The following is a 13,203-nucleotide window of genomic DNA, read 5'->3' as shown; positions in this document are numbered from 1 at the left end:
ATAGCCGTGGCTGGGTCCAATAAGGGCATAACCCAACCAAGATTCATGGTGAAACCCGATGGCAACCTGCGGCGAAGTACTGGTAAAACTCCTTGAAGGCTATGGCGTGGACCATGTCTTCGGCATTCCTGGTGTACATACCGTGGAGCTCTACCGCGGCCTGGCCGGCTCGTCCATCCGTCATGTCACCCCGCGCCACGAGCAGGGTGCCGGGTTCATGGCCGACGGCTATGCGCGGACCCGCGGCAAGCCCGGGGTGTGCTTCATCATCACCGGCCCGGGCATGACCAACATCACCACCGCCATGGGCCAGGCCTATGCCGACTCGATCCCGATGCTGGTGATTTCCAGCGTGCAGTCCCGCGACCAGCTGGGCGGTGGCCGCGGCAAGCTGCATGAGCTGCCCAACCAGGCGGCACTGGTGTCGGGTGTTGCTGCGTTTTCCCACACCTTGATGAGTGCCGATGACCTGCCACAGGTGCTGGCCCGGGCGTTCGCCGTGTTCGAAGGCGCCCGCCCGCGGCCGGTGCATATCGAGATCCCGCTCGATGTGCTGGTCGAACCGGCCGATCACCTGCTGCCGGGGCGTCCGGTGCATGGCAGCCGGGCGGGGGCAGCGCCACAGGGCGTGGCGCAGATGGCCGAGCGCCTGGCCAATGCACGGCGGCCCTTGATCCTGGCCGGGGGCGGCGCGTTGGCTGCCGGCGCTGCGCTGGCGCGCCTGGCCGAACACCTTCAGGCCCCGGTGGCGCTGACCATCAATGCCAAGGGGTTGCTGCCGTCCAGCCACCCGCTGCAGATCGGTTCGACGCAGTCGTTGCCGGCCACGCGGGCGCTGGTGGCCGAGGCCGACGTGGTACTGGCAATCGGTACCGAATTGGCCGAAACCGACTATGACGTGACCTTCAAGGGTGGTTTCGAGATCCCGGGCAGCCTGTTGCGCATCGATATCGACCCGGACCAGACCGTGCGCAATTACCTGCCGGAGCTTTCGCTGGTGGCTGATGCCGCACTGGCCGCCGAAGCGCTGCTCGGTGCCTTGCAAGCCCTGCCGCAGCCGATGCGCGAAAGCACCTGGGGTGTGGCGCGCGTGGCCAATCTGCGCCAGGCACTGGCGACGGGTTGGGACCAGCCGACCCTGAGCCAGACGCGCTTGCTGACGGCGATTCTCGAGCGCCTGCCCAATGCCATTCTGGTGGGCGATTCGACCCAGCCGGTGTACACCGGCAACCTGACCCTGGACATGGAGCAGCCACGGCGTTGGTTCAATGCCTCGACCGGCTACGGCACCCTGGGTTATGCGTTGCCGGCGGCCATGGGCGCCTGGCTGGGCAGCGCGGAACAGGTCGGCGAGCGTGCGCCTGCGGTGTGCCTGATTGGTGATGGCGGTTTGCAGTTCACCTTGCCGGAGCTGGCCAGCGCGGTGGAGGCGCAAGTGCCGCTGATCGTGCTGCTGTGGAACAACCAGGGGTATGAGGAGATCAAGAAATACATGGTCAACCGGGCGATCGAGCCGGTCGGGGTGGATATCCATACCCCGGACTTCATTGGTGTGGCGCGGGCCTTGGGCGCTGCGGCGGAGCAGGTGGCGGATGTGGCGCAGTTGCAGGCGGCGTTGGGGCACGCGGTGGAGCGCAAGGGGCCGACCCTGATCCAGGTTGACCAGAATCAGTGGCAGGGGGCTGTGTTGGGTTGAGGAATTGCTATTGCCTGAGCTGGCCTCTTCGCGGGTGAACCCGCTCCCACAGGTACTGCACAGTTTTCAGTTTCTGTGCAAAACCTGTGGGAGCGGGTTTACCCGCGAAAGGGCCGGGGCAGGAGAAAGCTGAACTTCAGCCAGCAGTCGCCCGCAACCTGGCCACATCACGAATCGGCGGCGCGCCATACAGCCGGCTGTATTCACGGCTGAACTGTGACGGGCTTTCATACCCCACCCGATAGGCCGCCACCGCTGCCTCCAGCCCGTCATTGAGCATCAACCGCCGCGCCTCCTGCAGGCGCAGTTGCTTCTGGTACTGCAACGGGCTCATCGACGTCACGGCCTTGAACCGGTGGTGCAAGGTCGAGGTGCTGAGGTTGACCTCCCGTGCCAGGTCCTCGATGCGCAAAGGCAGCTGGTAGTTCTGGTTGAGCCAGGTAATGGCCTGGCAAACCCGGTGGGTCTGGCTGTTGGCCAAGGCGATTTCGTACAGCCGATAACCCTGCGGCCCACGCAGCAGGCGGTAGAGAATCTCGCGGCGGAACAGTGGCGCCAGCATCGCGATGTCGCGCGGGGTATCCAGCAGGCGGATCAGCCGCAGCAGGGCGTCGAGCAACGCGGCATCGGTTCTCTCCACATACAGGCCACGGCCGGAAGGCCGGTTGGGCACCAGCATCGGCCCGCTTTCGGCGATCAGCTGGCTGATCTCGGCCGGGTCCAGGTCCATGCGCAGGCCAAGGCTGGGGTGCTCGGGGCTGGCGTCGAGCCTTACGCCGCTCAACGGCAAGGTTACCGAAACCACCATGTAGTGCAGCGGGTCGTAGGCGTACTGTTCGTCCCCGAGGAACAGGCTCTTGCTGCCCTGGGCGAGGATGCACAGCGCGGGTTGCGCCAGGGTCGGCACCGAGCGCACGTTCTCGGTGTAGCGCACCAGGTACAGGTCATCGATGGCCGATGCCGGGCCGTGAGGCTCGCCGGCGTGGCGGCGGATCAGCTCGGCCAGCTCCTGGCGTTGCAGTTCCAGGCTCGGGTCGATGGACGTGGCGGTGGTCATGATGGCTTTCCTCTGCTGACCGACGCAGCATAGGTTTGGGCAATGGCGGGCGCTAGTCAAAAGCTGCACGTCGATTGCCTGATCCTGCCGCGCCGCAGGATCAGGCAATCGCCGAGCAGTAATGGCCTAACGCGCCGCGCGGGTGAGCCCCTAACCTTGGCAACCTGGCTTTTCCGTCCGCCTGCTTCAAGGAGATTGTGCAATGACCCCGACACAACCGGTCACCCACCTTGCTTTCATCCGTGCCAGCAGCGGGCGCTCGGCGGAGCTGGGCGCGCGCCTGCGTGACCTGCTCGAGCCCTCACTGCGGGCGCCGGGTTGCCTGAGTTTCACGGTGCAGCGTTCCCAGGCAGATGCCGACCTATGGTTGCTCAGTGGAAGCTGGCGTGACCAGCAGGCGATGAGTGGGTACTTTGCTTCGCCAACGCTGGAGGTGTTTGGCGAGCTGGTGCAGGCACGGGTGGTCAGCAGCCTGGATCTGCATACCTTTGATTGATCTGTCGCCTGTACCGGCGATAGGGCCGGTACAGGCAAATAGGGTAAAATGCCGGCCCTCGATCAACGAAGCGGACAGCAACATGGCACGTAGGGAGTTCCCGCATTTCGAAGCGGTTTCGGCGATGGTCCCGGTGGAAGGCGGCGGCTACAACGCGGCCATCGCGACCAAGGCCTTGGGCATGGGCGGTGCGCCGCGCTTTCACAAGATTCTCGACGGCCAGGTGTTCAAGGGCGCCGTGGCCGCCGACGAAGCGGCCACGGCCGAGCTGCAACGCCTGCAGGGCGTCAGTGAAGAAGGTGAGCTGATCTGGTGATCAGGCCGGCGGGCGGGCCATCTTGAACAGGTTGCCCAGCTCGAAATAGTCTGCCGGGCCACCGCCACGCAGGATCGGTTCGGCAGCAGCGGTATCGTAGATGCCGTTCTTCAACAGGTGCTCGGCAATGTGCACCGCCACCACTTCACCCAGGATCAGCCAGCTGGGCACCGGTTCCTGATCGGCCCGCTTGAGCTGGACGATCTGGCTGACCTTGCACTCGAAGGCCACCGGGGTTTCGCCGACACGCGGCACGTTGACAATGCTCGACGCTGTGGCAGTGAGGCCGCTCAATTCGAATTCGTTTATCTCGGCGGCAACCGGTGCGCAGCTCTGGTTCATCTGCTCGGCCAACGGGCGGGTGGCCAGGTTCCAGACGAATTCGCCGGTCTGCTCGATGTTGTTCAGGCTGTCTTTGCGCCCGACGCTGCAGAAACCGATGATCGGCGGGATGTAGTTGAAGGCGTTGAAGAAGCTGTAGGGCGCCAGGTTCAGGCGGCCTTCGCGGTCCTGTGAGGAGATCCAGCCGATAGGGCGGGGGCCGACGATGGCGTTGAACGGGTCGTGGGGCAGGCCGTGGCCTTTGGCGGGTTCGTAGTAATACATCTGTGCTGGGCTTGCTGGCCCTACCTCCTGGTGGACAAGGTGCCTAGTGTGCCAAGCCTGTGCCCGCCTGCAAATGATCAAGCCCGGCCGAAGCCGGGCTGGGGGCGCGCATCAGGGATCAGCTGATGCGGTGGGCGTTGGTGCGCTCGAAGCCGTCTTCGGCGAAGCGCTGGCCACCGGTGCGGTCGAAGCCGTCTTCGGCGAAGCGCTGGCCACCGGTGCGGTCGAAGCCGTCTTCGGCGAAGCGCTGGCCACCGGTGCGATCGAAACCGTCTTCGGCGAAGCGCTGGCCACCGGTGCGGTCGAAGCCGTCTTCGGCGAAGCGCTGGCCGCCAGTGCGGTCGAAACCATCTTCAGCGTAGGCAGCGGATTGGCTCTGGGTCGCTGCGAAGGTGTGGGCGTTGGTGCGGTTGAAGCCATCTTCGGCGAAGGCGCCAGTAGCGAAAACCGAGAGGGCCAGGGTGAGGATCAGTTTGTTTTTCATGGTCGTTGCTCCAGGGGTTTTTTGGGGTTGTTTGTTTCTATGGGTTTAATCCTACGCCGATTAATTTGATTAAAAAGCGCAAATAATAGTGCTTAAAAATCGAGTAATTCGATATATGTTGGCGTGGATCCTGTGGCTCTGGCAGCGGTTCTGGCTCAGGATGTGCCTTCCCATAAGGCGACGTTCTGCCAGCCATTTCAGCTTGAGCGGGGGGAATTAATGGGGCGTTAAGGATGAAAGATCTTTCATTGAAGGCTGCTCAACGCATTTTTCATACATCACCAACCGATTTTTCAAATGCTGCTCAGCACCATCGCCGCACCTCAAACCGGAGCGGCACAACAATGAACAAACTCCCGCAAATCACCTTGGCCTTCTGGGTCATGAAGATCTGCGCTACCACCCTTGGCGAAACGGCAGGTGACTTGCTGTCGATGACCCTGAACATCGGCTATGCCCTTAGCTCGCTGCTGCTGATCAGCGTGTTCCTGCTGACCCTGCTCGGCCAGCTGTACTCGCGCCGCTACCACCCGATGCTGTACTGGCTGGTGATCCTCTCTACCAGTACTGCCGGCACCACCATGTCCGACTTCATGGACCGCACCCTGGGCCTGGGCTATGCCGCAGGTTCGGCCATCCTCATCGGCATCCTGCTGTTGACCTTCCTGGTATGGCGCCTGAGCGGCAACCCACTGGATGTCACCCGCATCAAGAACCGCACGGGCGAGCTGTTCTACTGGGTGGCGATCCTGTTTTCCAACACGCTGGGCACTGCTCTGGGCGACTACCTGGCCGATGACTCGGGGCTCGGGTTTGCCGGTGGTGCATTGCTGATCGGCAGTGCCATCGCCTTGGTGGTGGTGGCCCGCTACTGGACGCGCATCCCCGGCGTGGTGTTGTTCTGGGTTGCGTTCGTGCTCACCCGGCCGTTCGGCGCCACCTTGGGCGACTTCCTCACCAAGCCCCACGAGAAGGGCGGCCTGGACTTCGGCACGGTCGGCTCTTCGGCGGTATTGGGCGGGGTGTTGCTGGTACTGGTGCTGATGGCCACCTGGTACCAGCGCCGTGAACCGCGTCAGGTGTTGGAGATGTCCTGAGCCTGCTTTCAGGTACTTATGAGCCGATTAATTGGGCTATTCGGCTCACATGGTGAGCCGAATAGGATTTCTAATCGGCTCGTCAGAGGGTTTTGGAGGTATGGCTTGATGTTTGCGGTGTTGCTGAAATCGAGCGCCGCCCGCGCGGCGCTCGATCTGATAGGCGCTGAACCGCTCACGACGAACGCCTGGCAACCCTGACATATCCTCAAACGCCCGATAAAAAAGGGGCGCCCCATGCACTGGAGCGCCCCTTTTCAGTATTGCCAGGCCAGCATCACTCAGTGGTAATTCGCGAGTGCTGCTTGGTGTCCTTCATGGTCGCGTACACCAGCAACGAGCAGGCGATGCAGGCGGTGACGTACCAGTAGAAGCCGCTCTCCATGCCCGCGCTCTTGAACCACAGGGCCACGTACTCGGCGGTGCCGCCGAAGATCGACACGGTCAGGGCGTACGGCAGGCCCACGCCGAGGGCGCGGATTTCGGTGGGGAACAGCTCGGCTTTGACCACGGCGTTGATCGAGGTGTAGCCACTGACGATGATCAGCGCCGCCATGATCAGGAAGAACGCGCCCCACCACGTCTGGATGGTGTGCAGGGTGCTGAGGATCGGTACGGTGAACAGGGTGCCGAGTACACCGAAGGCGATCAGGATCGGACGGCGACCGATCTTGTCGGACAGGCCGCCGATCACCGGCTGCAGGCACATGAACAGGAACAGCGTCGCGGCCGAGATGGTGGTCGAGTCGCTGATGCTCATGCCCACGGTGTTGACCAGGTACTTCTGCATGTAGGTGGTATAGGTGTAGAAGGCCAGGGTGCCGCCCATGGTCAGGCCGACCACGGTCATCAGCTCCTTGGGGTGGCGCAGCAGGGTGCGCATCAGGCTTTCCTTGGCCTTTTCCTTCTTGGTGAACGAGGCGGTTTCTTCCATGCCGCGACGCAGGTACAGGGCTACCACGGCGCACAGCGCACCGATCACGAACGGAACGCGCCAGCCCCAGGCATACAGCTGCTCGGTGGTCAGGGTCTGTTGCAGGACGATCAGTACCGCCAGGGCGATGAGCTGGCCGGAGATCAGGGTCACGTACTGGAAGCTGGAGAAGAAGCCACGGCGGTCCTTGCTGGCCATTTCGCTCAGGTAGGTAGCCGAGGTGCCGTATTCACCGCCCACCGACAGCCCCTGCATCAGGCGTGCGATGACCAGCAGGATTGGCGCGGCGACGCCGATGGTTTCGTAACCCGGGGTCAGGGCGATGACCAGCGAGCCGGCGCACATCAGCAGCACCGAAGCCATCAGTGCGGCCTTGCGGCCTTTGCGGTCGGCGTACAGGCCCATCAGCCAGCCACCGATCGGGCGCATGAGGAAGCCCACAGCGAAAATCGCGGCGGTATTGAGCAATTGTGCGGTGGAGTCGCCGGCCGGGAAGAAGGCCTTGGCGAAGTACAGCGAGAATGCGGCGTAGACGTACCAGTCGTACCATTCGACCATGTTGCCGATGGACCCGCTGAAGATCGACTTCAGGCGGCTGGCGGTGGTTTTTTCTGCGGCAGGCGCGGTGGCCGCCCCGGCGGGCAGGGAGGTGGCATTATCCATCAGGGATACCTTCTCGTTGTTTTTGTGGAGCGCGCCGTGGCGCAGCTTGCACAGGTGATTGCAGAAGGTGTGCCAAATGGGTGCATGGGGCTTCAAATGGGGGCGCTGTGCGCCCCTTCGCGGGCACGCCGGCTCCCACAGGTACCGCGTGGCGCCTGACGTGTCGCAGTTCTTTGTAGGAGCGGGCGTGCCCGCGAAGGGCTGCAACGCAGCCCCAAAAAATCTTGAAAATGAGCGGCTTTTTGCTTACTGGTTGAGCGCTATAGGCGGATTTTCGCTCATTCCCGCCCAATAAAATCCTCGCGTACCAAACCATGCCGCAGCATCTTTTCATTAAGCGTGCGCCGCGGCAGCTGCAAGGCCTCCATCACCGCCTTGATTTCGCCCCCATGCTGGCGCAGCGCCGCGCGCAGGCATTGCGCCTCGAACGCTTCCATCTGCTCGCCCAGCGACTGCCCGGCAGGCGCCACCTCGATGTTCGGCGAACCCAGCCCCAACGCATGGCGTTCCGCCGCATTGGCCAGTTCACGCACGTTGCCTGGCCAGTCATGCGACAGCAGCTGCGCCAGTTGTGCACCCGACAGCGGCGGGGCCGCACGGGCAAGCTTTTCGGCAGCGGCACGGGCAAAGTGCTCGAACAGCAGTGGAATGTCCTCACGCCGCTCACGCAATGGCGCCAGGCGCAACTCGGCCACGTTCAGGCGATAGGCAAGGTCTTCGCGGAAGCGCCCGGCGCGGGCTTCTTCGAGCAGGTCGGGCTTGGTCGCGGCAATGATGCGCAGGTCGACGCTGATGCTCTGGTTGGCCCCCAGGCGCTCCAGCTTCTGTTCCTGGATCACCCGCAGCAGCTTGGCCTGTTGGGCCAGTGGCATGCTTTCGATTTCGTCGAGGAACACTGTGCCACCGTTGGCGTACTCCAGCTTGCCGATGCGCTTGCCCTGAGCGCCGGTAAAGGCGCCGCTTTCATGGCCGAACAGCTCGGCCTCGAACAGCGACTCGGGGATGGCTGCACAGTTGAGGGCGACGAACGGCTTGCCGGCGCGCGGGCCAAAATCGTGCAGGCAGCGGGCCACGCGCTCCTTGCCACTGCCGGTTTCGCCACGGATCAGCACATTGACCGGCAGGCTGGCCAGGTCCAGCACTTGCCGACGCAGCTGTTGCAGGCCCTGGGACATGCCCAGTAGCGTGCCTTCCAGGCGTGACTTGAGGTCGGCCTGCTCGTGCAGCCGGCGGTTTTCCAGCACCAGCTGACGCTTTTCCAGGGCCCGGCGCAGGCTGCCCAGCAGGTGCTGCGGGGTGAAGGGTTTTTCCAGGAAGTCATAGGCTCCGCTGCGCATGGCTTCCACCGCCATGGGCACATCGCCGTGGCCGGTCAGCAGGATCACCGGCAAGTCGGGGTCGTCTGCCTGCAGGCGTTCGAGCAATTGCAGGCCATCCATGCCCGGCATGCGCACATCGCTGATGATCACCCCGGGAAAGTGCCGCGGCAGGTGCGCCAGGCATTCCTCGGCGCGGGCAAACAGTTGCACGCTGAAGCCGGACAGGCTCAGCCATTGTTCGACCGCAGTGCGGATACTGGCTTCATCGTCGACGACGATCACTGAATTCAACATACAGGCTCCAGGTCACGGGGCAGGGTAAGGCTCAGGCGCGCACCGCCGGGCAGGTTTTCGGCCTGCAGTTGGCCACCGGCCTCATGGACGATACCGTAGGAAATGGCCAGGCCCAGCCCCAGGCCTTCGCCCACCGGCTTGGTGGTGAAGAACGGGTCGAAGACCTTGGCCAGGTCGGCCTCGGCGATGCCGCCACCCGAATCCAGCACGCTCAGGCGCCACAGTTCGCCGTCGGGCTCGATGCGGATTTCCAGGCGTTTGTAGCGCTTGTCGGCCATGGCGTCGAGGGCATTGCGCAGCAGGTTGATCAGCACCTGCTCCAGGCGAATGGCATCGCCGCGCACCCAGGCCGGGCGCGCCAGGTACAGGGCTACCTCCACTTCTTCACTGCGGATGCGCGCTTCCAGCAGGTGCAAGGCCTGGTCGACCACGGTGGCCAGGTCGAGGCGCTCGCGCAGGCCGACCGGGCTGTTGCGGGCGAAGGTTTTCAGGTGGCTGGTGAGCGCGGCCATGCGCGTGAGCATCTGCTCCAGCGGTTCCAGCGCCCGGCGTGCTTCGTCATGGCGGCCATGGTCGAGCAGCAGGCGCAGGGTTTCCAGCTGCATGCGCTGGGTGGTCAGCGGCTGGTTGATTTCATGGGCCATGGCTGCCGACATCTGCCCCAGCGCGGCCAGCTTGGCCGATTGCACCAGGCCTTCCTGGGCGGTGCGCAGCTCCCGGGTGCGCTCCTCGACCTGGCGCTTGAGCTCCTCCCGGCTGCGCTGGCGCAGGCGGGCCAGGCGCAGGCGCTGGCTGACGAACAGTGCAGCGAACACGAGGCTCAGCCATACGGCGGCGGCGCCGAGCGCGGCATTGCGGCCGTCGGCGGCGACCTGCGGCTTGCGCAGCAGGTGCAGCGTCCAGTTCTCGCCCTCCAGCGGCAGGCTTTCCCACAGGTACTCGGCATTGCCCTCCGGGCCTTGCACGCGGCTAAGGGTGCTATTGGCGGCAAAGCGCGTCAGCACCTGGTGCTGCAGCGGCACCAGCGGTTGCTTGTCGTACTGACGGGTTTCGGCCAGCTCGGCACGGTCGGCGCCACTGAGTAGCTGCAGCTCGCGGTAGCGCCAGCCGTCCTGGTTGGCGATGAAGGTGATGCCACGGGCATCGCTGACCAGCAGGATATCGCTGCCCTGGCGCCACTCGCGCTCCAGTTCGGGAAACTCCAGCTTCACCACCATGGCACCGAGGAAGCGGCCATGCTCGTCGTTCACCGCGCTGGCGAGGAAGTAGCCCGGCACGCCACTGGTCACGCCCACGGCGTAGAAGCGGCCACTGCCTTGGCTGCGGGCTTGCTTGAAATAGGGGCGGAAACCGTAGTTGGAGCCCACGTAGCTGCTGGGCAGTCGCCAGTTGCTGGCGGCGATGGCCAGGCCGGTGCGGTCGAGCAGTTCGAGGGTAGAGGAATTGGCCGCTCCGTTGATGCGCTCAAGCTTGCGGTTCAGGGCGTCCTGCACCGGTTCGCTGACCGGGCCGCGCAGAGCGGCGATCAGTTCCGGGTCCAGCGCCAGCACGGCGGGCAGGGCGCGGTAGCGGTCGATCAGGGTGTGCAGGGCATTGGCGTACAGGCCCAACTGCTGGCTGGCACGCCGGGCGTCGTCTTCCATGGCCTGGCGCTTGGCCTGGTGCATGGCCCAGCCGGCGCTGAAGGCGGTGCCCAGCACGATCAGCAGGGTGATCAGCCCCAGACGCAGGGCGCGAACGGAAAAGGGCATGGGGCGGATCCGGATGAATGGGACATCAGGGCCGGCCTGTTCGCGGGTGAACCCGCTCCCACAGGTATCGCGCAGGCCATCTGCTTGCGGAGTACCTGTGGGAGCGGGTTTGCCCGCGAAGGGGCCGGTACACGCAAAACCTGTCAGTTACAGCAGTTCAAAGCTCTGCTGCTGCACCGCCTGGGAATCCAGCCCTACCTGGACATTGAACTCCCCTGGCTCGGCAACCCGCTGCAGCTGGCCATTGTAGAACTTCAGGTCTTCCTCGCTGATGCGGAAGCTCAATGTGCGCGACTCGCCAGGCTTGAGCATCAGTTTCTGGAAGTTCTTCAGTTCCTTGACCGGGCGGCTCATGGACGCCGACACATCCTGCAAGTACAGCTGCACCACGGTTTCACCGTCACGCTTGCCGGTGTTCGTCACTGTTACCTTGGCCAACAGTGTGTCGCCACGCTTGAGGTTGTTGGTGGACAAGGTCAGGTCCGACAGCTCGAAGCTGCTGTAGCTCAGGCCATAGCCGAACGGGTACAGCGGGCCATTGGGCTCCTCGAAGTACTGCGAGGTGTAGTTGCCCGGCTTGCCCGGCGTGAAGGGGCGGCCAATACGGGTGTGGTTGTAGTACATCGGGATTTGCCCGACCGAACGGGGGAAGGTGATGGCCAGCTTGCCGGACGGGTTGTAATCGCCGAACAGCACGTCGGCGATCGCGTTGCCGCCTTCGGTACCGGCGAACCAGGTTTCGAGGATGGCGTCGGCTTGCTCGCGTTCCCAGGCAATCGACAGTGGGCGGCCGTTCATCAACACCAGCACCAGCGGCTTGCCGGTGGCCTTCAGGGCCTTGATCAGCTCACGCTGGCTGGCCGGGATTTCCAGGGTGGTGCGGCTCGACGACTCGTGAGACATGCCGCGGGATTCGCCGACCACTGCCACTACCACGTCGGACTGCTTCGCCGCCTTCACCGCTTCGTCGATCAGCACTGCAGGCGGACGCGGGTCGTCGACGATTTCCGGGGCATCGAAGTTGAGGAAGTTCAGGTAATCGAACATCGCCTTGTCGCCGGTGACGTTGGAACCTTTGGCGTAGACCAGCTTGGCCTTGCCCTCCACGGCACGGCGCAGGCCTTCGCGCACAGTCACCGAGTGCACTGGTTTGCCGTCGGCAGCCCAGCTGCCCATCATGTCGATCGGGGCATCGGCCAGCGGGCCGACCAGGGCGATGGTGCCGGCCTTTTTCAGCGGCAGGGTCTGGTTGCGGTTTTCCAGCAGCACCAGGCTGCGGCGCGCCACGTCACGCGCGGCGTCGCGGTGCAGGCGGTCGTTGCCGTAGTAGTCCTTCAGGTCGGTTTCGGCCTTGCCGATGCGTACGTACGGGTCCTTGAACAGGCCCATGTCGTACTTGGCACCAAGCACTTCGCGCACCGCCTGGTCCAGCTCGCCCTGGGTAACTTCACCGGACTTCAGCAGGCCTGGCAGCTCTTCGCCGTACAGGGTGTCATTCATGCTCATGTCGATGCCGGCCTTGATCGCCAGCTTGGCGGCTTCGCGGCCGTCGCGGGCGACGCCATGGCGGATCAGTTCCTGGATGGCGCCGTGGTCGCTGATGGTCACGCCCTTGAAGCCCCACTCCTTGCGCAGCAGGTCGTTCATCAGCCAGGTGTTGGAGGTGGCCGGCACGCCGTTGATCGAGTTCAACGCCACCATCACCCCGCCGGCACCCGCGTCGAGTGCGGCGCGGTAGGGCGGCAGGTAGTCGTTGTACATTTTCGGCAGGCTCATATCGACCGTGTTGTAGTCGCGCCCGCCTTCCACCGCGCCATACAGGGCGAAGTGCTTGACGATGGCCATGATGCTGTCGGGGTTGGCCGGGCTGCTGCCCTGGAACGAGCGGACCATCACCTGGCCGATCTTCGAGGTCAGGTAGGTGTCTTCACCGAAGCCTTCACTGGTGCGGCCCCAGCGCGGGTCGCGGGCGATATCGACCATCGGTGCGAAGGTCATGTCCAGGGCGTCGGCAGCAGCTTCGATGGCAGCGGTGCGGCCGACTTTGGCAACGGCGTCCATGTCCCAGGTCGCGGCCATGCCCAGACCGATCGGGAAAATGGTGCGCTCGCCGTGAACGGTGTCGTAGGCGAAGAACATCGGAATCTTCAGCCGGCTGCGCATCGCCGCGTCCTGCATGGGGCGGTTCTCGGGGGCCGTGCGTGAGTTGAAGGTACCGCCGATGCGCCCGGCGGCAATTTCCTCGCGGATCTTATCCTTGGGCATTTCCGGCCCGATGCTGATCAGGCGCAGCTGGCCGATCTTCTCGGCTTCGGTCATCTGGCTGATCAGATGGTCGATGAACGCCTGCTTGTCCTGCAGGGGCGGGGCGGAGGGGGCGGCGAGGGCCGCCTGACTGGCAAGGCCCATGGCCAGGCCCAGCAAAGACAGTTTCATCATCAATTCCGTTATGGGGCCTCTGCCGTATCCACGGTGATACGTGCGCGGCCG

11 protein-coding genes are annotated in these 13,203 nt (G+C 64.1%); 4 read left to right on the top strand and 7 right to left on the bottom strand.

Annotated elements, in window-relative coordinates; genetic code table 11:
* Nucleotides 1–58: 58 nt before the first annotated feature.
* Complete coding sequence (locus J5M71_RS21730; RefSeq protein WP_207836692.1) at nt 59–1,696, top strand: 5-guanidino-2-oxopentanoate decarboxylase; 1,638 nt, start codon at nt 59–61, stop codon at nt 1,694–1,696.
* 136 nt (nt 1,697–1,832) lie between these two features.
* On the opposite strand, the gene J5M71_RS21725 is transcribed toward J5M71_RS21730, so the two are convergent.
* Nucleotides 1,833–2,753 carry an AraC family transcriptional regulator gene (locus J5M71_RS21725; protein WP_196178570.1) on the bottom strand — a complete coding sequence of 307 codons (921 nt, stop codon included), beginning with the start codon at nt 2,751–2,753 and terminating at the stop codon, nt 1,833–1,835.
* Between the two features lie 202 nt (nt 2,754–2,955).
* On the opposite strand from J5M71_RS21725, the gene J5M71_RS21720 reads away from it, so the two are divergent.
* Nucleotides 2,956–3,249, top strand: coding sequence for an antibiotic biosynthesis monooxygenase family protein (locus J5M71_RS21720; protein WP_063913220.1), 294 nt, complete (start codon nt 2,956–2,958; stop codon nt 3,247–3,249).
* 82 nt (nt 3,250–3,331) lie between these two features.
* Nucleotides 3,332–3,565 (top strand): hypothetical protein, encoded by a 234-nt coding sequence (locus J5M71_RS21715; protein ID WP_207836682.1) that lies wholly within the window; start codon nt 3,332–3,334, stop codon nt 3,563–3,565.
* On the opposite strand, the gene J5M71_RS21710 is transcribed toward J5M71_RS21715, so the two are convergent.
* Both J5M71_RS21710 and J5M71_RS21705 read right to left on the bottom strand, forming a co-directional pair.
* On the bottom strand, nt 3,566–4,171 hold the full coding sequence (locus tag J5M71_RS21710) for a flavin reductase family protein (protein WP_063913219.1): 606 nt from the start codon (nt 4,169–4,171) through the stop codon (nt 3,566–3,568). It lies immediately after the preceding gene.
* Between the two features lie 118 nt (nt 4,172–4,289).
* Nucleotides 4,290–4,655, bottom strand: a complete 366-nt coding sequence (locus J5M71_RS21705; protein ID WP_207836680.1) for a heme utilization protein — start codon at nt 4,653–4,655, stop codon at nt 4,290–4,292.
* Between the two features lie 344 nt (nt 4,656–4,999).
* Here J5M71_RS21705 and J5M71_RS21700 point away from each other — a divergent pair, with 344 nt between their 5' ends.
* Nucleotides 5,000–5,752, top strand: a complete 753-nt coding sequence (locus J5M71_RS21700; protein ID WP_063913217.1) for a hypothetical protein — start codon at nt 5,000–5,002, stop codon at nt 5,750–5,752.
* 277 nt (nt 5,753–6,029) lie between these two features.
* On the opposite strand, the gene J5M71_RS21695 is transcribed toward J5M71_RS21700, so the two are convergent.
* The 4 genes from J5M71_RS21695 to bglX all read right to left on the bottom strand — a co-directional run bounded on the left by J5M71_RS21695 (nt 6,030) and on the right by bglX (nt 13,152).
* Nucleotides 6,030–7,349, bottom strand: coding sequence for an MFS transporter (locus J5M71_RS21695; protein WP_063913444.1), 1,320 nt, complete (start codon nt 7,347–7,349; stop codon nt 6,030–6,032).
* Nucleotides 7,350–7,627: 278 nt separating this feature from the next.
* The gene (locus J5M71_RS21690; protein WP_207836678.1) at nt 7,628–8,962 is read right to left on the bottom strand and encodes a sigma-54 dependent transcriptional regulator; all 1,335 of its coding nucleotides are present in this window, start codon (nt 8,960–8,962) and stop codon (nt 7,628–7,630) included.
* Entirely contained in the window at nt 8,956–10,713 is a 1,758-nt protein-coding gene (locus J5M71_RS21685) for an ATP-binding protein (RefSeq protein WP_207836675.1), read from the bottom strand. The genes J5M71_RS21690 and J5M71_RS21685 overlap by 7 nt, the downstream gene beginning before the upstream one ends.
* Nucleotides 10,714–10,860: 147 nt before the next feature.
* On the bottom strand, nt 10,861–13,152 hold the full coding sequence (gene bglX / locus J5M71_RS21680; RefSeq protein ID WP_063913214.1) for a beta-glucosidase BglX: 2,292 nt from the start codon (nt 13,150–13,152) through the stop codon (nt 10,861–10,863).
* Nucleotides 13,153–13,203: the final 51 nt, after the last annotated feature.

It is taken from the genome of Pseudomonas sp. 43(2021), assembly GCF_017490805.1.
GTDB lineage: Bacteria > Pseudomonadota > Gammaproteobacteria > Pseudomonadales > Pseudomonadaceae > Aquipseudomonas.
The sequence above is the reverse complement of the archived record's forward strand: the minus strand, read 5'-3'. Positions and strand labels throughout refer to the sequence as shown.

Excerpts from the sequence above, each read along its gene's own strand:
- J5M71_RS21695 (WP_063913444.1), bottom strand. The coding sequence starts at position 7,349 with ATGGATAATGCCACCTCCCTGCCCGCCGGGGCGGCCACCGCGCCTGCC.
- bglX (WP_063913214.1), bottom strand. The coding sequence starts at position 13,152 with ATGATGAAACTGTCTTTGCTGGGCCTGGCCATGGGCCTTGCCAGTCAG.
- J5M71_RS21700 (WP_063913217.1), top strand. The coding sequence starts at position 5,000 with ATGAACAAACTCCCGCAAATCACCTTGGCCTTCTGGGTCATGAAGATC.
- J5M71_RS21705 (WP_207836680.1), bottom strand. The coding sequence starts at position 4,655 with ATGAAAAACAAACTGATCCTCACCCTGGCCCTCTCGGTTTTCGCTACT.
- J5M71_RS21730 (WP_207836692.1), top strand. The coding sequence starts at position 59 with ATGGCAACCTGCGGCGAAGTACTGGTAAAACTCCTTGAAGGCTATGGC.
- J5M71_RS21720 (WP_063913220.1), top strand. The coding sequence starts at position 2,956 with ATGACCCCGACACAACCGGTCACCCACCTTGCTTTCATCCGTGCCAGC.
- J5M71_RS21690 (WP_207836678.1), bottom strand. The coding sequence starts at position 8,962 with ATGTTGAATTCAGTGATCGTCGTCGACGATGAAGCCAGTATCCGCACT.
- J5M71_RS21725 (WP_196178570.1), bottom strand. The coding sequence starts at position 2,753 with ATGACCACCGCCACGTCCATCGACCCGAGCCTGGAACTGCAACGCCAG.
- J5M71_RS21715 (WP_207836682.1), top strand. The coding sequence starts at position 3,332 with ATGGCACGTAGGGAGTTCCCGCATTTCGAAGCGGTTTCGGCGATGGTC.
- J5M71_RS21685 (WP_207836675.1), bottom strand. The coding sequence starts at position 10,713 with ATGCCCTTTTCCGTTCGCGCCCTGCGTCTGGGGCTGATCACCCTGCTG.
- J5M71_RS21710 (WP_063913219.1), bottom strand. The coding sequence starts at position 4,171 with ATGTATTACTACGAACCCGCCAAAGGCCACGGCCTGCCCCACGACCCG.